This window comes from Roseateles sp. GW823-FHT07B05, from assembly GCF_058794515.1.
This window is the reverse complement of the sequence record NZ_JBXAGX010000011.1, coordinates 26,892-45,675: the sequence shown is the minus strand read 5'-3', so window position 1 is coordinate 45,675 and position 18,784 is coordinate 26,892. Positions and strand designations below refer to the sequence as shown.

Sequence of the window (18,784 nt, the reverse complement as noted above, 5' to 3'; positions counted from 1 at the left end):
CCTCACAGGTCGAATTTCAGCTCGGCCGAATAGCTGCGCTGCGGGTAGTTGTGGAAGTTCCAGTACTGGTAGTTGTTGAGGTTGTCGATGCCGAAGGCGGCGCTCCACTGGCGGCTGATCTTCCACAGCACGCGCAGGTCGGCCGTGGCGTACTTGCTGACGCCCTGGTAGGCGAAGCCATTCACGTCGGCATTGTTCAGCGTGCGGTACTGGCGGCCGCTGTAGCGGGCGGCGAGGCTGGCGCTCCAGGCGTCGCTGAAGCGGTAGGCGGCCAGCGCCGTGGCGCGCCAGCGCGGGATGTTGGGCTGCCACTTGCCCACCGTGTCACCCGCCGTCGACACGAAGCCGGCATTGGCCTTGATCTTGGAGTCCGTGTAGGTCACGCTGCCCGACAGGTCCAGCCCCTTGAGGCCCCAGTCGGTCGCGGCCAGCGTGGCCTCCAGGCCGGTGGTGGCTATCTTGTCGATGTTCTGCACGCGGCTGACGTTCTTGTTGAGTACCGGGTCCAGCAGCGTCTGCGAGTACAGCGAGTCGCGTGTGGTTTCGGCGAACAGCGTGACGCGCGACTGCAGCGCGCCCCAGGCCGACTCGGCGCTCAGCTCGGCCGTCCACGACTTCTCGGGTTGGAGGTTGGGGTCGTTGATGTACAGCGAGTTGGTGGTCGACGTGGCGCCGTACAGCTCGCTGACGGTGGGCATGCGCACGGCGCGGCCCACCGACGCCTTCAGCACGGTCTGCGCCGTGGCCTGCCAGGACAGTGCCGCCTTGGGCGAGAGGAAGTTCGCGCTGCGCGCCGCGTAGATGCTGGGCGCCGGCGTGCCGGTAGCGGAGAAGTCCGTGCGGCCATCAAACGCCTGCCAGTGCTCGGCCCGCAGGCCCAGCACGGCCTTCCAGTCGGCGTTCAGCAGCCAGGCGTCCTGCGCATAGGCCGCCTGCAGGCGGGTCTTGCCCGCCACGCGGTTGACCAGGTCGCCCGGGCCGTCCGTCAGGTAGTTGCCGCTGATACCGGAGGTCAGGTAGCGCAGCGCGTAGCTGTCCTGCTGCAGCCCGATGTCCACCACGTGGGCCGTGCCGGCCGGGCGCCAGATGCCCTTGGCGGCCAGCGAGTGCCAGCCAGTGCCGCTGCCGTCGACCAGCGTGCCGGCGCCGCCACTCAGGGCACCGGGCTGTGGGTTGTCCGTCAGCACGCCGTTCACGGTCAGCCCGTTCTGGCGCTTCTGGTCTTTCCGGTAGTCGTACAGGCTGGCGGCGACCTCCCAGTCCCATTCGGCGCCGCTGCGGCTCTTCACCGAGACGCCGTGCATGGCGTGCTGCAGCTGCTCGCGCGTCACGGCGAAGTCCGATGCGGTGAGCCGGGCGAACTGCTTGCCGTCGATGGCGATGACCCCCGAATACACCGGCTTGCCGGTGGCGTCGCGCAGCCAGCTCTCGGAGTTGCCGTCCGAGTCGTTGCGCCACAGGCCCAGTACGTAGCTGGCCCGCACCGTGGGGCTGAGGTCGTAGGCGAGCTTGAGCTTGAGGTGGTCCTGCGCGGTGCTGTACTGCGTGCCGGCGCCGAGCAGGTACCACGGCGTGTTGCTGCTGTTGGGCACGAGGACGGCACCGGTCACCGGCGTGCCGGTCGTGGCGGCGGTGCCGGTGCTGGCCACGCGCGTGGCGAAGGTCAGCGGCTGGCCGTCGCTGTCGGTGTGGTTCACGTTGAGCCACCAGCTGAAGGCGCCGTCGCGGCTGCCCACCGACGCGCTGGCCTGCCAGGCGCGGTAGCTGCTGCTGTGGCCGTAGAGCTCCGAGGACTGGTGACCGTATCCCACTTTGACATGAGCCTCGAACTTGGTCGGCATGCGCGTCACGTAGTCCACCACCGCGCCCACCGAGTTGCCCGGGTAGGCGGCCGAGAACGGGCCGTACATGACGTCCACGCGCTCGATCTCCTCCGGCGTCACCAGCCCCCAGCGCGGCGGGAAGGAGAGCCCGCCCACGCCGTTGCCGAGGTAGTTGGACAGCAGCACGCCGTCGGCGTAGACGGCCGAGCGCGCGCTGTTGCCCGTGCCCGAGGCGCGGCTGGACAGGATGGCGTGGTTGTAGTCGCCGATGTAGCGCTTGCGCACCAGCAGGCTGGGCAGGTACTTCAGCGCGTCTTCCGAGTCGGTGGCGTTGATGCTGCGCTCGATGTCCTCGCGCGTGACGGTCTCGCGCGTCGTCGGAATGTTGGTGGGCAGCGAACTGGGCGCCACGCCCTGCACGCGCACCAGACCCAGCTTCGTGCGCGGGGCGGCGTCGGCGCTGTCGGCCTGCGCAGCCAACGTGGTTTGTTCAGGGGCGGCGGCGTCCTCGCAGTCGTCGCAGGCGAAGGCGGTGGCATGGGCCAGCGCGAGGCTGGACAGGGCGGCGCAGGCGGCAGCCGCGCGCGCAAGGGCAGTCTTTTTCATGGATGGCGGGATCGGAGTCGGGCCGGCGCCCGAGGCGCGCGGCGGTCCCCGGGGCCGTGGCAGGCCTCGGGCGGTCGGGAAGACTCAGATCGCCGCGGGCGGCGCGCGTGCGCTGGCAGGCCGCCAGGCGTGGGCGGTGACCGGTGCGGTCCAGAAGCGTGCCGGGGCCTCGGCCACGAGACCTGCCGGCACCGCGACCGCCGGTGTGGCCGGTGGCGGGGCGGCATCGGTGGCGTGCAGGTGGCAGGCCGCGCAGTGGCCGTTGGCCAGCAGCTCCAGTGCCTTCTCGATGGGCTTGGGCTCGGCGGCCCGGCCCAGCGACGGTGCGCGGCAGACGTCCTGCCAGGCGCTGAAGTCACCGCGCGCATGCGCCAGCGCGGCGCTCATGCCCGGGGCCAGCATGCCCAGCACCAGCACGGCCAGCCACCACCAGGACTGGCGGCGCGCGCGGGCGTGGGAGAGGGCGGGCATGCCAGGATTCTATGCAGCGGCGGTCGTCCCTAAGATGGCGGCGAGTCGGGGCGTTGCGCCCGATCAAGGGAGAAACATGAAGCACGAACGGTTGCGCCGCGGCCTGCTGCTGGCTGGCGTGATGCTGGCGACGCTGGGAACGCCGACCTGGGCGCAGGAACGGGCCAAGCCCACGCCTCCCGAGCGGGTGCCGCTGGACGTGCCGCTGGGCAAGGCGCTGGATGGCACCGTCGTCCGCTTGTCCGACTTCGACGGCAAGCCGGTCGTCGTGATGTTCTGGGCGTCATGGTGCCCGCACTGCCGCAATGAGCTGCCCGGGCTGGAGCGTCTGCAGATGGCCGCCACCCGGGAGCGTGCGCGTGTCGTCGCGATCAGCGTCGAGGAGCGCGACGTGTTCCGGCAGCTCAACCGCCAGCTGTCGGGAAAGATGCAGATGCTGCACACCTACGACCCCGATGGCGCCAGCGCGAAGGCCTTCGGCAAGGCCGACGGCGTGCCCTACACGGTGGTGGTGCGTGGGGACGGCCGGATCACGAAGACGATGTCGGGCTGGTGCGAGAAGGGCTGTCTCGAGCAGATCGTCGAGCATGTCAACGACGCCATGACGGCGGCCAAGGCCGCCAGCGCGCCGGATAGCTGATTTGGGGTTGTGCGCCCGGCTCACGCAGGCAGACACTGCGGCGATGAGCTACCCCGGCGCGACGCCACCTCCGCTTCCCAAGCCGGCCCCACCGCCGCCGTCGCTGCCCGCCCGCCTGCTGGCCTGGATGGGCGGCGAGGCGCCCAAGCTGCTGGCCGGCATCGTGCTGCTGGTGCTGGGTTACTGGGTCAAGGACTCGGTGGACTTGGCCATCAAGCAGCGCCAGCTGGACCTGAGCTACACCAAGGAGATGCTGGCGGTGCTGCAGACGCTGACGCAGGAGGACGACCTCGGCAAGCTCAACAACGCCGCCGTCGTGCTGGCGTCGTTCGGCGAGCCGGCGCTGCCCGCGCTGCTGATGGAATTGCGCCGCACCGACCTGCACGCGGTGGCCGCCACGCGGGGCCTGGAGGCCATGGCGGTGCGCGACCCCGAGCTGCTGTGCCGCGTGCTGCCGCCGCTGCTGCTCAAGCGCAACCAGCATTACGACATCGCCGCGCACCGCACGCTGGTGGGCCTGGTGGGGGACAACGGCTGCCGCAAGGCGCTGCCGCAGCTGCGCCGCTACCGGGACTTCGTCAACGCCGCCGTCGCCGGCCGGCCCGCGGAGTTGCAGGAGCGCATCGGCGGCGAGGTCTCCGCGCCGGCCGAGGCCTACCCGCGGCTGAAGAAGGTGCTCGACGAAGCCATTGCCAACCTGGAGTGATGCCCATGAGATCCCTGCTGCTAGCCCTGCTGCTGGGCGCCGGCGGCGCCCAGGCCGCCGTCGTCAACTGCGCGCCGGCGCCCAACAGCTTCACCGTGCTGCTCAGCGAGCCCAGCGGTGGCGCGATGACGGACCGCGCCGCCGTCGACGGTTTCCTGCGTCGGCTGCAGTTCGCGCTGGACCGCGAGCGCGACGAGCAGTGGATCAACCCCGATGCCACGCCCGTGGCCTTCCGGGCCTGCCCCCGCCGCGCGCCGGCGCTGGACGGCAGCGAGTTCAGCCCCGAGGTCGTCGAGCAGCTCAACGACCAGCGCGTGCTGCTGGAGGTGTGGGGGGCGGTGGACCGCGACGGCACGCCGCCGGTGCTGTCCGCGCAGATGAACTACCTGCTGGTGCCGCTGCGCTTCGCGGCCGACCAGCGCGAGGCGGTGCCGGCCGCCGCGCTGCAGCGGCTGCGCTACCCCGAGGCGGGCGCCGCGCCCGCGCAGGACGCCGTGCAGCTGGTGGCCCGCCCACAGGACCTGGACGCCTTCATCGCCACCAGCCTGGGCCTGAAGCTGCTGCGCGAGCGCCGTTTCGACCCCGCGCACGCCAACCTGTGCCGCGCCACGCGGCTGCTGGGCGCGCTGCTCAAGCGGCCGCTGGCGGGCCGCGTCAAGACCGAGCTGACGGCGCTGCAGCACTTCGTGCAGGACGGTGCGGCGAAGGCGCTGCGTGATGCGCTGGCGGACCCGGCCTACCCCAAGGCAGGCCTGTTGCGGCTGCAGAACCCGGCGCAACCCTGCGCCGGCGAGGAGTGACCATGGCCCGACTGTTGTTCGCCGCCTGCCTGCTGCTAGCGCTGGGGGCCAGCCCCTCTGCGCAGGCCGGCATGATGGCCCGGGACTGTTCCGACCCCTTCGTCTTCCGCGGCGCCGCCGTCAATGCGCTGGTGCTGCCGTGGCGGGTGGAGTCCGGCAGCCCCCGGCTGCTGGCCACCGGCCGGCAGCTGTCGTCGCTGGCGCATCTGCAGCTGCTGATGGGCATGTTGCCGCTGGGGTCCATCGGCGCGGTGGACCTGGTGGCGTCGCCCGGCGCCACCTGCGATGTCAACGAGGTGCTGGGCCGTGTCAGCCGCGGCGGCGCGCTGGGCGGCACGCTGGCGCCCGGGCAGGCGGTCGTCGTGCTGTGGGGGCGGTTCTTCGAGCAGGACGGCGAGCTGTTCGTGCAGACCTACCTGCGCTTCGCGCGCCAGGCGGTGGGCGGTGGCCTGCAGCCGGAAACGCTGTCGCTGGGCTGGGGCGGCGAGACGCTGCAGGCGGCGCTGCCGATGCAGGCGCTGGCCTTCGCGCCGCGCCGGCTGCGCGTGGACGAGCTGGCGCGCATCGACGCGGCCTCCCGCGCCGCGTTGAGCGTGCGTGCGCAGCCGGACGCGGCGGCCCCCGGCGTGGCCTTGCCGAGCACGCCCGGCCAGGGGCTGCCGTACTGGATCACCGCGCAGCGCGGCGACTGGCTGCAGCTGCAGCCGATGCGCCCGGGCCTGCCGGCCGGCTGGGTGCGGGCGCGCAGCGGCGACGACAGCGTGCCGGAGTGGTCGCTGTCACGCTGGCTGCCGGAGCTGGACTACGCGCTGGGCGTGGCCGGCTGGCTGCGCCTGCAGGTGGGGAGCGTCGGCGATGCCGAGCGTGCGCGCATCGCGCAGTTCACCGACGCGGCGCTGGCCCGCTACGAGGCCGCCGTGCCAGGCGACGAGGCGCCCTCTGCCTGGGGGCTGGCTGCCGCGCTGCGTGGCCAGCTCGCCTGGGCCCGGGGCGACCGTGCCGCCGCGGCCGCGCTGTTCGCACAGGCCCGCGCGCGGCTGCCGGCCTCGGCGGCCGCGGCCAACCTGGCGGCGGTGTCCGCGCTCAGCGGCACGCCGGCCGACGCCGCCTCGGCGCAGCGGCTGGGCCGGGCCTTGCTGGGGGCGCTGGCCATGGCGCCGCAGGATGAGCAACTGCGCGCCAACCTCGCGGCGCTGTACCGCCTGTACGCGGACAAGCCCGGCTTGAGCCCGTTCGAGCCCGCGGAACTGGCGCAGCGGCAGCAGGTGCTGCGCTCAGCGCGCTAGCCGAGCCGCCATCTCCGCTGCTACGTCGCGTAGCGCACGGCTCACGTCGCCGGAGCGAGAAAGCGCTGCCCAGAAGGCCAGCGCCGGCTCGCGTGCACCGCTGTGCAGCGCTGGCGCGTCGGGCACGAAGGGCGCGTAGTCGGGCGCGCCGCCCAGCGCCGCGTCCGGCCGCCAGCGCATGGGCAGCATGTCGTAGACAGGCGCCACCGTGAAGCGGCCGCGCAGCAAGGTCTTCAGGTCGTCGCCCTCTACCCACAGCGACAGGTTGCCGCCGTGCATGTCGGTGTTTCCGATGAGGCGACCGAAGTGCCACAGCGCCTGTACCTGTGCGGCCGCCAGCGCCGGCAGGCGCCGCTGCTGCGCCAGCGCCTCGGTCGTGCGCGGCCAGCTCCAGTAGCCGCCCGGCACGAAGCCGGCGTGCACCGCGCCGATGGCCACCGCGTGCCGCCGCCCGCCGCGGCCCAGACGGTCGAAACGCGTGCTGACGAAATAGGTGCGCGCTGCGCTGGTGACGACGCGGCTCGGCGCCACCGGCACGCCATGTTCGGCGAGTACGCGCAAGGCCAGATGCTCGGCGTGAAGCAGGTCGTGCCAGCGTTCACCGAACGGCGTGCCGCGCGGCGGCGTGAACTTGACGAGCAGCGCCTCGCCGCTCGCGGCAGTAGCCAGGAACTTAGGCTGCTCGCCACCGGCCGAAGATCCTGCGGGCAATGTGCTGGCGACGTCGGCGGCGAGCGTGTCGAAGGCCGCGGTGTCGTCACCGGCTGGGAGCAGGGTGGGAGGCGCGTGCATGGGCTCGCCGAGCGTCAGTGCGCCGGGGCCGTCGTGCAGGTGCAGCGCGGCAAAGAGCTGCGTCTCCAGCCGCCAGCCCGCCGGGTCTGCCGCGATGCCGGGTGCCGCGAGATGCTGCCCCAGCAGCCGCCCCAGGAAACCCTGGGCCAGCAGCGGTGCGAGCAGCCAGGGCAGCTCCGCGCTGACGGTGAGATCGGCGCCAGGGCCGCTGACGTGGAGCACCTCGGGATACAGCAGCGTCACGTCGCCGATCCGCTCGATGCGGCCATCCGCCAGCGTGAGGAAAAGCGGCTGCCTTCCGTTCGATCCGTGAATAGATTTGAGAAGCCCGTATCGCGTGGTACGGGCCTTGCCCAGCGGCACCACCTGACCGGCCAGATCCGCCAGCAGCCGTGACAGGCTGGGCTGGCTCAAATGGACGATTCCTTGCAGGGCTGTCGATGCCAACGGTCCTTGCGCGGCCAGAGCGCCGAGGACATGTTGATGAGACGCGCCGAGATTCATGGCTGCTTGTTGGATAGATACTGAATAGATACTACAGACGTACTCTCGGTGTGCCAAATCGACCTGGCATTCCGGGCGTGGGAGGTGCGCCTTGATGATTTCCCGGTGTGACGTGAGAAAAGTGCGGCAGACCTGACCGTTGCCGGACGCAGCACGACATGGAAGCTCCTGCAGAGTTGGCGATGGACGTTGGCCGTTTCCCTCTGCGTGGCTAGTGTGCTGGCGAAGGCCCAGCGCGCTGCCGAGGATCGGATCAAGCATCTCGTGAACCGACTGCTTGAGCTGGCCAACAGTGGCCGTCCTGTCGAGCCCGACTTCGTATCGAAGACGCTGGACGTCGAGCCGCATTTCATGGTCCAGAACGAGGCGAGCGCTGGGACTGCAGCAGGGATTGTGTCCATCGACGCCTGCTGTCCGCGCAGTGGACGCCGCCGTGGGCCAGGCATGAGGATGCGATGACGTTGCTGCCGGGGCTGAGATGTCGGCGCACGCCCAGGAGTGGGCGTGGTCAGCGTTGGAGTACAGCGGCCTGCGGGTTGGATATCAACAGAGCGGCGACGTCCGCTGCCCGCAGCGAGTCACGATCAAGCAAGACGCCGACCGTCGCTAGCGCCTCGAGCGCCGGCAATGGTGGCGCGCTGCTGATCAGAAGCGGTGGCGCATGCCCACCGAGAAGCTCTCGCCGGCGGTCAGGTTGCTGAGCTTGTCGATCATGGCCACGGCGTACAGGTCGGTGCGCTTGGACAGCCAGTAGTCGTAGCCCACCGTCCAGGTCTTGCGGCCGGCGCCCGTGGTGGGGCTGATCTGGCCGTACTGCGCCAGCAGCTTGGCGGCGCCGACGGGGATGCTCACGCCGGCCTCGTAGATCTTGTAGTCGATGTTCTTGGTGTCGTTGGTGACCTGGGCGTACTGCCCGAAGACCTTGACGACGCCGAAGTCGTACGAGCCGTTGCCCATCCAGACGGTGGTGTCGTCCACCGGCGTGGCGCCGCCGTCCTTCTTGACCTGCTGGTAGACCAGCGCGCCGGCCAGCGGGCCGCTGACGTAGGTGCCGCTGGCGGCCACGTTGCGGCCGCCCTGGCCCTCTCCGGCTGCGACGAAGACGCTGCCGGTGAAGCCGCTGAAATTGGGCGTCGTGTACAGCACCGAGTCGCTCCAGCCGGAGTCGCCGGTGACGGTGCCGCTGGTGAAGATGTGGCGGATGCTGGGCGAGTAGCCGAACGAATCGCCAAAGGGGTTGAAGCTCAGCGTGGTGACGAACAGCGTCGTCGTGTTGCGGCCCACCTTGAGCGTGCCCCATTCCTTGCTGGCCAGGCCCACCAGCGCGTTGCGCGCCCAGAAGTTGTCGGTGTTGGAGCGGCCGCTGGCGCCGACGTCCGCGCGCAGGAAGCCTTCCAGCTGGAAGATGGCCGAGAGGCCGCCGCCCAGGTCCTCGTTGCCGCGAAAGCCCAGGTGGCTGGTGGTCATCTTGCCGCTTTCGGCGCCCAGCACCGACGCGGTCGCACCGGGGGGCTTCGTGCTACCGACGCTCATGTCGATGAGGCCGAAGGCGGTCACGCTGCTCTGCGCGAGCGCCGGAGCGGCAGCCAGCGCGATGACGGTGGCCAGCAGGATCTTCTTGTCCATGGAGGTTCTCCTTGTGTTGTTGATCAGGTCTGTCCGCGGTGCGCCCAGCCGGTCAGGCGGCGCTCCAGCACGGCGAAGAATTCGTACATGGCCATCGCCATCGCGCCGACCACCAGCAGGCCGGCGAACGCCAGGCCCATCTGCATGGACGAGCCGGCGGAGATCAGCAGGTAGCCGATGCCTTCGTTGGCGGCGGTCATCTCCGACACCGTCGTGCCGACAAAGGCCAGCGTGATGGACACCTTCAGCGCGCCGAAGAAATAGGGCATCGAGCGCGGCAGGCCCACCTTCCACAGCACGTCGGTTCGCCTGGCGCCCAGCACGCGCAGCACGTCCTCCAGCTCGGGCTCCAGCGTCGCCAGGCCGGTGGCGATGTTGACCATGATGGGAAAGAAGCTGATGAGGAAGGCCGTCAGCACCGCCGGCCCCACGCCGATGCCGAACCACACGACGAGGATGGGCACGAAGGCCGCCTTGGGCAGCGCGTTGAACGCCGTCATCAGCGGGTACATGGCCGAGTAGGCGAGCTTGGAGCTGCCCATCAGGCAACCCAGCAGCGTGCCGACGACGATGGAGATCGCGAAGCCCAGCATCGTGACCCACCAGGTGCGCCAGGCGTGGGCGAGGATCACGTCGTGGTGCTCCCAGAACTGCTGCGCGATGCGCGCCGGGCTGGGGAACAGGAACTCGGAGATGTCGAACAGGCCGCAGACGCTCTGCCACAGCGCCAGGATGACGGCCAGCAACAGCCAGTGGGCATGACGCTGCAGCTTCATTGGGCGATCTCCGCGCCAGCCTTCTTCAGCGCGCCGATGTGGCCGCGCAGTTCGTGGACGATCTCGCCGAACTCGGGCGTGTAGGTGATATCCAGCTCGCGCGGGCGCGGCAGTGGCACCTCGCGCTTGAGCACGATGCGCCCCGGGCTCTTGCTCATCACGTAGATGCTGTCGGCCAGGAACACCGACTCGCGCAGGTCGTGCGTGACGAGGATGACGTTGAAGCCCTGCGCGGCCTGCAGGTCGCGCAGGATGCACCACAGCTCCTCGCGCGTGAAGGCGTCCAGTGCGCCGAAGGGTTCGTCCAGCAGCAGCAGCTGGGGCTCGTGGATCAGCGCGCGGCAGATGCTGGCGCGCTGCTGCATGCCGCCCGACAGCTGCCACGGGAACTTGTCCTCATAGCCGGCCAGGCCGACCCGGGCGAGCAGCGCGCGGGCGCGGGCTTCGAACTCCGGCCGTTTGGCCTTCAGCTCGGAGCGGTAGGGCTCGACGATCTCCAGTGGCAGCATGACGTTGGCCAGCGTCGTGCGCCACGGCAGCAGCGACGCCGACTGAAAGGCCATGCCGCTGATCTTCAGCGGGCCGTGCACGGTGCGGCCGTCCACGCGGATCTCGCCGCGCGATGGCGGCTTGAGCCCGGTCGCCAGCTTCATGAACGTGGACTTGCCGCAGCCCGATGGCCCGACGATGGCGATGAACTCGCCGCGCGCCACCTTCAGGTCGATGGCCTCGACGGCGAACTTCTCTTGCGCGAGCAGCTCGTCGTTGTAGGCCAGCCAGACGTCTCGGAAATCGACGAACGCAGGAATGTCAGCCCCTCGTTCGGGACTGGCTACGCCAGCCCCAACCGGTCCCCCGAGGGGACGCGGGCCGGCTTGGGGCGGCCCGGCGCTCGGCCCTTGCGCGCTCATTTCTTGACGGGCGGCAGGATGTTCAGTTCCGCAGCGGACGGCAGGAAGCTGCCGTTCCACACGGCGCCAGCGTCCACGCGCGTCTTGGTGCCGTAGGTATCCGACACCTGGCTGGCCATCAGCGACAGCCGCGCCGCGTTCAGCTGGCCGAAGCCCTCGGCGCGCGCATCGGGGCTGGCGATGGCGTCGCTGATCGCCATGCGCAGCCGGCGCTTCTCCAGGTCCACGTTGATGATGCCGTCGCGCTCCTTGACGAACGCGATCGCGTCGTCGGGCTTGGCCAGCACCTCCCTGGCGCCCTTCGTGAACGCACGCAGGAAGGCCTTCAGCGCCTCGGGCTTCTCCTTCACGAACTTCGGGCTCGCGATGATGACGTTGCCGTACAGCTTCACGCCGTTCTCGGCGTAGGGGAACAGCTGCACGTCGGCCGTCTTCACGCCGCGCGCCTCCAGGTTCAGCAGTGACGTGAACGAGAAGCCGGTGATGGCGTCGACGTCGCCGCGCATCAGCATGGTCTCGCGCAGCGGCGGGTCCATGCTGACCCAGGTGACGGCGCCCAGCTTGTTGGCCTTGGCGAGGATGGGGAAGCCGCGCCGGCCGGCGTCGAACACCGGCGCGCCGAGCTTCTTGCCCGTCAGGTCGGCCAGCGTCTTGATGCCGCTCTTCTTCAGCGTCAGCACCGCGGCCGGCGTGTTGTTGTAGACCACCATGACGGCGACCGGCTTGTTCGGCGCGTCGGGGTTGTTGGCGTGGAACTCCATCAGCGCGGCCATGTCCGCAAAGCCGATGTCGTAGGACCCGGAGGCAACACGCGTCACCGCGCCGCCGGAGCCGTTGCCGGCGTCCACCGTCACGTCCAGCTTCTCGTCCTTGAAATAGCCCTTGGCCGTGGGCAGCAGGAACAGCGCCGAGGGGCCCTCGAAGCGCCAGTCAAGCTGGAACTTGACGGGTGTCGTCTGTGCCAGCGCGGCAGAGGGGGCGGCACCCCAGGCAACAAGGGCAGCCGTCAGGGTGGCCAGGGCACGTCGGCTCAGTCGCATGCAATCTCCGTGGGCATCGGGCGCGGCAGTGCGCCCGAGGGAGACATTTGCAAGCTCTGTGCCTACAACCTAGGGGGCGCCGATGCACCCCGGCGCGGCGCGAAGGCCGCGCCGCGTGCGTTCACGCACCGGAGCGGCGCTCCAGCAGTTCCGCGAGCGTGCGTGCCACCACCTGCGTGGCGCGCTTCAGGTCGTCCAGCACCAGGTGCTCGTCGGCGCGCTTGGCATTGCTCTCCAGCACCGTGCGCGGGCCGGCGCCGTAGATGGCGGCCGGAATGCCCTGCGCGGTGTAGAGCCGCACGTCGGTGTACAGCGGCGTGCCCGACGTCGGGATGGGCTCACCGAACACGGCCTCGCCGTGCTTTTGCAGCGTGGCCACCAGCGTGTCGGCACCGGGCAGCGGCCTCATCGAGTTGGCAAGCAGCAGGCGCTTGATCTCCAGGCGGATGCCCGGGCTGGTCTTGTTGATATCGGCCACCGCGCTCTCGATGAGCGCGCGCACCTCGGCCTCCACCTCCGCCGGGTTCTCCTCGGGGATCATGCGGCGGTCCAGCTTCAGCACCACCTTGCCGGGCACGACGTTGGTGTTGCTGCCACCCTCGATGCGGCCGACGTTGAGATAGGGGTGCGTGATGCCCGGCACGTCGGAGCGGCGCGTCTTCAGCACGTCGTTGTGCGCGTACAGCGCGGTCAGCAGCTGGGTCGCGGCCTGCAGCGCATCCACGCCGGTGTCCGGGTAGGCGGCGTGCGAGGCCAGGCCGTGCAGCGTCACTTCCATCTGCAGGCAGCCGTTGTGCGCGGTGACGACCTGGTAGCTGAAGCCCGCGGCGATCAGCAGGTCCGGCCGCACGATGCCTTCGCGCAGCAGCCAGCCCGGGCCCAGCTCGCCGCCGAACTCCTCGTCGTAGGTGAAGTGCAGCTCCACCGCGCCGCGCAGCGGCAGGCCGGAACTCTTCAGCGCCAGCAAGGCGAACGTGTAGGTCGCGAAGTCGCTCTTGCTGACGGCCGACGCGCGACCGTACAGCTTGCCGTCCACGATCTCGGCGCCGTAGGGGTCATGCGTCCAGCCTTCGCCGGGCGGCACGACATCGCCATGCGCATTCAGCGCGATCTTGGGGCCGTAGGTGCCGAAGCGGTGGCGCACGACGAGGTTGGTCACCGACTGCATGCCGCCGCGCTTGACGACGGCCGCGGGCACGACGTGCTTCTCGACCTCGAAGCCCAGCTCGGTCAGCAGCTCCGCGGTGCGGTCCGCGTGCGGCGCGTTGTTGCCGGGCGGCGTGTCGGTGGGGATGCGGACGAGTTGCTGCAGGAAACGGATCTGCTCCGGCAGACGATCGTCAATGATTTGATCGAGGGCATTCATCTATTTCAGTCCTTGGCGTTCTTGAACGCAGCAAGCATTTCAGCTTCTGATGCACAGGGTGCGATGTGCAGCAGCAGCGTGTCGCGTAGGGCGACGGTGGGGTGATGGGCCAGTTCCTTCGCGAACCAGAAGACTTCGCTCAGCGACTGGTCTTCGTGCCACGTCGTCATCACGAACTTGTCTTCAGGAATATCGCCGTAGTCGAACCTTGAAAGGTTCTCATCGTCCACGGCGTCATCCCAACGGCTGCATTCGGAACCCCAAGCCATCATGTACAGGCAACCCTCGCGAAGCATCCACCCGCTGACGTTTGAGCGCCAGCCAGGCGACACGTCCGCCTGAACGACGACGACGCAGCGAAACGGCTCGCTCGCGCGCCAGCGCGGCAGCTCGCCATCTGGCTGCACATGCAGATAGGTCGGGACGCTTTGCATCAGGCGGCGAGACGGAACTATCGCTGTTTTGTGAGTTGATCGAGCAGTTGCGCGAAAGCGTTCACCGCCAGCTCCGCGTCATCCACCGTCACCGACTCCAGCGGGTTGTGGCTGATGCCGCCGTTGCCGCCGCGCACGAACAGCATGGCCTGCGGCAGCAGTTCGTGCAGCTTCATCGCGTCATGGCCGGCGCCGGAGGGCAGGCGGTGCAGTGGCAGGCCCAGCGCTGTCACGGCGGCCTCCCAGTGCGACTGCCAGGCGGCGTCGCTCGGCGCGGCGTTGGCGGCGACTGTGGGCTGCAGCGTGAAGCTCAGGCCGCGGCGCTGGCAGATGGCGTCCAGCTCGGCGCGCACGTCGGCGTCCAGCGCGTCGCGGGCCTCGTCGGTCGTCGCGCGCAGGTCCAGGCTGAAGCGGCAGCGGCCGGGGATGACGTTGATGGAGCCCGACGGCACTTCCAGCATGCCCACCGTGGCGACCACGTCGGGCACGCTGGCCGCGCGCCTCTCGGCGAACAGGATCAGCTCCGCCACGCCCGCGGCCGCGTCGCGACGTTGGCCCATCGGCGTCGTGCCGGCGTGGCTGGCCAAGCCGACGATCTCGCCGGTGTAGCGCCGGCTGCCGTTGATGCTGGTGACGATGCCCAGCGGCAGGTCCAGGCTGTCCAGCACGGGGCCCTGCTCGATGTGCACTTCGACGAAGCCGAAGTAGCGGCTGCGGTCGCGGTGCAGCGCGGTGATGGCCGCCACCTTGCCCGGCAGGCCGGCGGCACGCATCGCGTCGCGCAGGCTGACGCCGGCAGCGTCTGTCTGCTCCAGCCAGGTCGGGTCGAACGCGCCGGTCAGCGCGCTGGATGCGAGGAAAGTGGCCGCGTAACGCTGGCCTTCCTCCTCGGAGAAGCCGACCACTTCGATGCCGAACGGCAGTCGCTTGCCCGCCCGGTGCAGCTCGCGCACGACCAGCATCGGCACGAAGATGCCCAGCCGCCCGTCGAAGCGGCCGGCGCGGCGCACGGTGTCGTAGTGGCTGCCGGTCAGCAGGCGCTGCTCACCGGTGCCGTTGTAGACCCCGACCACGTTGCCGACAGCGTCGCGGTTGACGGTGTCGAAACCGCACTCGCGCATCCACACCATCAGCTGCTCGGCGACGGCCGTGTGCGCGGGCGTGGCGTAGGTGCAGGTCAGGAAAGTCTCGTCCTCGCTGTGTACGGCCAGCGCCGCGGCCCAGTCCCACAACTGCTCGCCCAGAGCGGGTTTGATGCCGAACTTGTCGTTCAGCCGGATCTCGGCGATGCGGTGGATCTGCCGCAGGCATTCGGCGCGTTCCACGTCCGGGTGCGCGCGCAGCCGGCGCTCGAAGATGGCGATGATTTCCTGCCGCGTGAAGCCCGTACCGCGCGGCCCGCGCACCGCCAGGATGAACGGGAAACCGAAGCGCGCGTTGTAGTCGGCGTTGAGCTGCTGCAGCTTCGCGAACTCCTCCGGTGTGCAGGCCGTCAAGCCCGCCTTCTGCTGCTCGTTCGTCGACTCGGCCGTCAGCGCCCCCGCCACGGCGGCCTTGCCGGCCAGCTCGGGGTGGGCGCGGATCAGGCCCAGCTGTTCATCCAGCGACGCCTCGCGCACGACGCGCGCCAGCGCCACCTTCAGCGCGGCCACGGTCTTGAACGGGCGGGATGCCGCGGCGCGCTCGGCGACCCACGGCGAATGTTCGTAAGTGCCGTCCAGCAGCGTGACGAAGTCGGCCGCGCTGGCGTTGTTGAGGTCGTCGAGCGTCATCATTCCCAAACGAAAGCGGTCTTGGCATCAAAGGGGTGGGTGGCTTTCCAGTGCCGCGCGATGTCCAGCCGGCGGCACACCCACACGCGGTCGTGCGCCTCGATGTGGTCGAGGAACTTCTGCAGCGCACGCATCCGCCCCGGGCGGCCCAGCAGCCGGCAGTGCATGCCGATGCTCATCATCTTGGGCGACTCGGCGCCCTCGGCGTACAGCACGTCGAACGTGTCCTTCAGGTACTCGAAGAACGGCTCGCCGTGGCTGAAGCCCTGCGGCAGCGCGAAGCGCATGTCGTTGCAGTCCAGCGTGTAGGGCACGACGAGGTGGGGCGCCAGCTCGCCGCTGGTCTTCCTGACCTGCAGCCAGAAGGGCAGGTCGTCGCCGTAGTAGTCGCTGTCGTACTCGAAGCCGCCGAAATCGGCGACGAGCCGGCGCGTGGCGGGGCTGTCGCGGCCGGTGTACCAGCCCAGGCCGTGCGGGTCACGGCCCAGCGTCAGGCGCTTCAGGGACGCCATGGCCTGCGCCATGTGGGCGCGCTCGGTGTCCTCGTCCATGCCCTGGTAGTGAATCCAGCGCCAGCCGTGCGACGCGATCTCGTGGTCCAGCTCGACGAAGGCCTGCGTCAGGTCCGGGTGGCGCTCCAGCGCCATGCCCACGCCGAACACCGTCAGCGGCAGCGCACGCTGCTCGAACTCCTTCAGCAGCCGCCACACGCCGACGCGCGAGCCGTACTCGTAGATGCCTTCCATGCTCAGGTGCCGCGCCGGGTAGCTGGCCGGGTTGAACATCTCGGACAGGAACTGCTCGCTGCCGGCGTCGCCGTGCAGCACGGAGTTCTCGCCGCCCTCCTCGTAGTTCAGGACGAACTGCACCGCCACGCGGGCCTGGCCCGGCCATTGCGCGTGGGGTGGGTTCTCGCCGTAGCCGATGAGGTCGCGGGGATAGCGGGGCGTCGTCATCCCTACACTTTGCATCAAGCCGCATGCGGCAACAGGCCACGGAGCTTCGATGGGCAAACTGACAACACATGTGCTGGACACCGCCAACGGCTGCCCCGCCGCCGGCATGGCCGTGCGGCTGTACCGTTTGGAGGCGGACGGCCCCAAATGGCTGCGCAGCCTGCACCTGAACGGGGACGGCCGCGCCGATGGGCCGGTGCTGGAAGGCGCGACCTTCACGGCTGGCCGCTACCGGCTGGTCTTTGAGGTGGCCGCGTATTTCCGGGCCCGGGGCGACACACTGCCAGAGCCCGCTTTCCTCGACGAGGTGCCGCTGGACTTCGGCATCGCCGACGAGGGTTCGCACTACCACGTGCCGCTGCTCGCGTCGCCGTGGGCTTACTCGACCTACCGTGGCAGCTGAACAGCCTTCGCGCCTGGACCGGCTGGGCGACGGCGGCCTGGTCGTCGTCGAAGGGCTGGCCAGCTTTGGCGCCTGGAGCGGCGCCGGCGTTGCCGTTGCTTTGGGGCAGCTTCTGCTGGGCGGTGCGCTGGCGGCGTTGGGCCTGGGCGTGTTCCTGCGCTTCAAGCGGCTGCGCATGAAGCGAAAGGCCCGGCGTGGCTGACGGCCCCTGCATCCTCGTCACCGTGGCCCGCACGTCGGGCAGCGTGCCCCGCGAAGTGGGCGCGTGGATGGCAGTCACGGCCGGCAGCTTCACCGGCACGGTGGGTGGCGGACATCTGGAGTTCGACGCCATCGCCCGCGCCCGCGCCGCGCTGGCCGGCGACGCACTGGAAGCCGAGGTGCGCTACCCGCTCGGCCCGGGCCTGGGGCAGTGCTGTGGCGGCGTCGTCTGGCTGCGTTTCGAGCGCGTGGCGGCTGGCGAGGACCTGCAGGCCCGGCTGCCTGTCGAGCCGCTGCGGCCGGTGGCGCTGTTCGGGGCGGGTCACGTGGGCCACGCCATCGCCCGCATCGCGCGCGACCTGCCGCTGGCGCTGCACTGGGTGGACAGCCGCGAGGACGCCTTCCCCGCCGAGCCGCCCCCGGCGCACTGGCGCCAGGAGGCCGTCGACCCCATCGCCGACGCGGTGGCCGACCTGGTGCCTGGCGCGGCCGTGCTGCTGATGAGCTACAGCCATGCGGAGGACTTCAACCTCGTCGCCGCCTGCCTGAAGCGGCAGCGTGAGCGTGGCGACCTGGCCTTCATCGGCCTCATCGGCAGCAAGACGAAGTGGGCGAGCTTTCGTCAGCGGCTGGCGGCGCGCGGCTTCACGGACGAGGACTTGGCCCGGGTGGTCTGCCCCATCGGCGTGCCTGGCATCGCCGGCAAGCAGCCGGCCGTCATCGCGGTGGCTGTGCTGGCGCAGATCCTGGCGCTGCCGCCGGCGTCAGCGTGAGGCTGCGGCCGGGCTGGGCCTGCAGGCCGCTGTTCTGCGACGCGATCTCGCGCTCGTAGGCCGTCCAGGCCTGCTGGATCTCGCCCCGTTCGCGCATCGCGCGCAGCACCTGCTCCAGCGCCGCCACGCGGCCGGCCTGCGATTCGTGCACGCCGTGGTACAGCACCGTCTGGCTCAGCGGCGTCGCCACGCGGCACAGGCTGCCCTGGCGGGTCAGCACCGGCAGCTCGGACATCCACGGCGTGGACAGCATCAGCGCGTAGTCGGCTGCACCCATGCCCACCATCAGGAAGGCGTCGCTGGGCGTGTTGGCCGGCAGTCGCACGGCTTCGGGCACCAGCGCCTCGACGGCCACCATGCCGCGCTGGTGGGCGATGCGGCGGCGCGCCAGCTCCTCCAGGCTGACCGAGGCGGGGCAGGGCGGGCGGGCGAAGGCGTAGACATGCAGCGTCAGCAGCGGCACGTCCACCTTGCGCACGGAGGGCAGCTGCGCGAAGAAGGTGTCCGTGCGCATCGCCACGCCGTCCAGGCGGCCCGCGGCCAGCTCCAGCTGGGCGCGGTTCAGCGGCCACGGCACGAACTCCACCTGTAGGCCCAGGCTCGCGTAGGCCTTGCGCAGCAGCGCCTCGGCCGGCGGGAAGTAGCTGCGCTCCACGTTGGTGGCCAGCTTCACCGTGGGCGCCTCCTGCGCCAGCGCCGGCGGCGGGGCCGCCAGCCACAGCAGGGGCAGCAGGGACAGGACGGCAGTCGGCCAGAGTGGTCGGGCAGGCATGGCGCGATTGTGTGCGCGCCGGCGGGCCCGTGCCGCATTGGCCGCGCCGCCGCGTGACGGGCGCCACGGCTGGCACGGCGGCTGCATACACTCCGACGCCAGTCGCAGCGGTGTCAGGTCCAGTGA

General features: G+C 70.2%; 19 protein-coding genes. 7 read left to right on the top strand and 12 right to left on the bottom strand.

Annotation, left to right across the window (positions count from 1 at the left end; all coding sequences use genetic code 11):
• Nucleotides 1-2 precede the first annotated feature (2 nt).
• Nucleotides 3-2,429 carry a TonB-dependent receptor gene (locus AC1Q7O_RS20930; protein ID WP_492660364.1) on the bottom strand — a complete coding sequence of 809 codons (2,427 nt, stop codon included), beginning with the start codon at nt 2,427-2,429 and terminating at the stop codon, nt 3-5.
• Between the two features lie 84 nt (nt 2,430-2,513).
• Nucleotides 2,514-2,900 carry a DUF2946 family protein gene (locus AC1Q7O_RS20925; RefSeq protein WP_492660363.1) on the bottom strand — a complete coding sequence of 129 codons (387 nt, stop codon included), beginning with the start codon at nt 2,898-2,900 and terminating at the stop codon, nt 2,514-2,516.
• A gap of 76 nt (nt 2,901-2,976) precedes the next feature.
• Between AC1Q7O_RS20925 and AC1Q7O_RS20920 the strand changes: the two genes are divergently transcribed.
• From AC1Q7O_RS20920 to AC1Q7O_RS20905, 4 genes are read left to right on the top strand one after another with little or no spacing between them, the layout of a single operon-like run.
• Nucleotides 2,977-3,540 carry a peroxiredoxin family protein gene (locus AC1Q7O_RS20920; RefSeq protein ID WP_492660362.1) on the top strand — a complete coding sequence of 188 codons (564 nt, stop codon included), beginning with the start codon at nt 2,977-2,979 and terminating at the stop codon, nt 3,538-3,540.
• Nucleotides 3,541-3,583: 43 nt separating this feature from the next.
• The gene (locus AC1Q7O_RS20915; RefSeq protein ID WP_492660361.1) at nt 3,584-4,246 is read left to right on the top strand and encodes a hypothetical protein; all 663 of its coding nucleotides are present in this window, start codon (nt 3,584-3,586) and stop codon (nt 4,244-4,246) included.
• A gap of 5 nt (nt 4,247-4,251) precedes the next feature.
• Nucleotides 4,252-5,046 carry a hypothetical protein gene (locus AC1Q7O_RS20910; protein WP_492660360.1) on the top strand — a complete coding sequence of 265 codons (795 nt, stop codon included), beginning with the start codon at nt 4,252-4,254 and terminating at the stop codon, nt 5,044-5,046.
• Between the two features lie 2 nt (nt 5,047-5,048).
• Nucleotides 5,049-6,332 (top strand): hypothetical protein, encoded by a 1,284-nt coding sequence (locus AC1Q7O_RS20905; RefSeq protein ID WP_492660359.1) that lies wholly within the window; start codon nt 5,049-5,051, stop codon nt 6,330-6,332.
• Here the strand turns inward: AC1Q7O_RS20905 and AC1Q7O_RS20900 are convergent.
• The 9 genes from AC1Q7O_RS20900 to puuE all read right to left on the bottom strand — a co-directional run bounded on the left by AC1Q7O_RS20900 (nt 6,321) and on the right by puuE (nt 16,509).
• A complete protein-coding gene (locus AC1Q7O_RS20900; protein ID WP_492660358.1) occupies nt 6,321-7,976 on the bottom strand; it encodes a HipA domain-containing protein in 1,656 nt (551 codons plus the stop codon). The genes AC1Q7O_RS20905 and AC1Q7O_RS20900 overlap by 12 nt on opposite strands.
• A 297-nt stretch (nt 7,977-8,273) precedes the next feature.
• Nucleotides 8,274-9,254, bottom strand: a complete 981-nt coding sequence (locus tag AC1Q7O_RS20895; RefSeq protein ID WP_492660357.1) for a porin — start codon at nt 9,252-9,254, stop codon at nt 8,274-8,276.
• A gap of 23 nt (nt 9,255-9,277) precedes the next feature.
• On the bottom strand, nt 9,278-10,030 hold the full coding sequence (locus AC1Q7O_RS20890; RefSeq protein ID WP_492660356.1) for an ABC transporter permease: 753 nt from the start codon (nt 10,028-10,030) through the stop codon (nt 9,278-9,280).
• A complete protein-coding gene (locus AC1Q7O_RS20885; protein ID WP_492660466.1) occupies nt 10,027-10,839 on the bottom strand; it encodes an ABC transporter ATP-binding protein in 813 nt (270 codons plus the stop codon). The genes AC1Q7O_RS20890 and AC1Q7O_RS20885 overlap by 4 nt, the downstream gene beginning before the upstream one ends.
• Nucleotides 10,840-10,937: 98 nt before the next feature.
• Nucleotides 10,938-11,981, bottom strand: coding sequence for an ABC transporter substrate-binding protein (locus tag AC1Q7O_RS20880; protein ID WP_492660355.1), 1,044 nt, complete (start codon nt 11,979-11,981; stop codon nt 10,938-10,940).
• Between the two features lie 121 nt (nt 11,982-12,102).
• Nucleotides 12,103-13,347: a M20/M25/M40 family metallo-hydrolase gene (locus AC1Q7O_RS20875; protein WP_492660354.1), complete on the bottom strand. Its 1,245-nt coding sequence runs from the start codon at nt 13,345-13,347 to the stop codon at nt 12,103-12,105.
• A gap of 5 nt (nt 13,348-13,352) precedes the next feature.
• The gene (locus tag AC1Q7O_RS20870) at nt 13,353-13,781 is read right to left on the bottom strand and encodes a DUF7684 family protein (RefSeq protein ID WP_492660353.1); all 429 of its coding nucleotides are present in this window, start codon (nt 13,779-13,781) and stop codon (nt 13,353-13,355) included.
• A gap of 17 nt (nt 13,782-13,798) precedes the next feature.
• Nucleotides 13,799-15,556 carry a 2-oxo-4-hydroxy-4-carboxy-5-ureidoimidazoline decarboxylase gene (gene uraD / locus AC1Q7O_RS20865; RefSeq protein WP_492660352.1) on the bottom strand — a complete coding sequence of 586 codons (1,758 nt, stop codon included), beginning with the start codon at nt 15,554-15,556 and terminating at the stop codon, nt 13,799-13,801.
• A complete protein-coding gene (gene puuE, locus AC1Q7O_RS20860) occupies nt 15,553-16,509 on the bottom strand; it encodes an allantoinase PuuE (protein ID WP_492660351.1) in 957 nt (318 codons plus the stop codon). The genes uraD and puuE overlap by 4 nt, the downstream gene beginning before the upstream one ends.
• A 49-nt stretch (nt 16,510-16,558) precedes the next feature.
• On the opposite strand from puuE, the gene uraH reads away from it, so the two are divergent.
• Genes uraH through xdhC form a run of 3 tightly spaced genes read left to right on the top strand, consistent with a single transcriptional unit; the run spans nt 16,559 to nt 17,886 of the window.
• The gene (gene uraH, locus AC1Q7O_RS20855) at nt 16,559-16,912 is read left to right on the top strand and encodes a hydroxyisourate hydrolase (protein ID WP_492660350.1); all 354 of its coding nucleotides are present in this window, start codon (nt 16,559-16,561) and stop codon (nt 16,910-16,912) included.
• Nucleotides 16,902-17,114 (top strand): hypothetical protein, encoded by a 213-nt coding sequence (locus AC1Q7O_RS20850; RefSeq protein ID WP_492660349.1) that lies wholly within the window; start codon nt 16,902-16,904, stop codon nt 17,112-17,114. The genes uraH and AC1Q7O_RS20850 overlap by 11 nt, the downstream gene beginning before the upstream one ends.
• The gene (xdhC, locus tag AC1Q7O_RS20845) at nt 17,107-17,886 is read left to right on the top strand and encodes a xanthine dehydrogenase accessory protein XdhC (protein WP_492660348.1); all 780 of its coding nucleotides are present in this window, start codon (nt 17,107-17,109) and stop codon (nt 17,884-17,886) included. The genes AC1Q7O_RS20850 and xdhC overlap by 8 nt, the downstream gene beginning before the upstream one ends.
• Here the strand turns inward: xdhC and AC1Q7O_RS20840 are convergent.
• Nucleotides 17,831-18,658: a substrate-binding periplasmic protein gene (locus tag AC1Q7O_RS20840; RefSeq protein ID WP_492660347.1), complete on the bottom strand. Its 828-nt coding sequence runs from the start codon at nt 18,656-18,658 to the stop codon at nt 17,831-17,833. The genes xdhC and AC1Q7O_RS20840 overlap by 56 nt on opposite strands.
• Between the last annotated feature and the right edge of the window lie 126 nt (nt 18,659-18,784).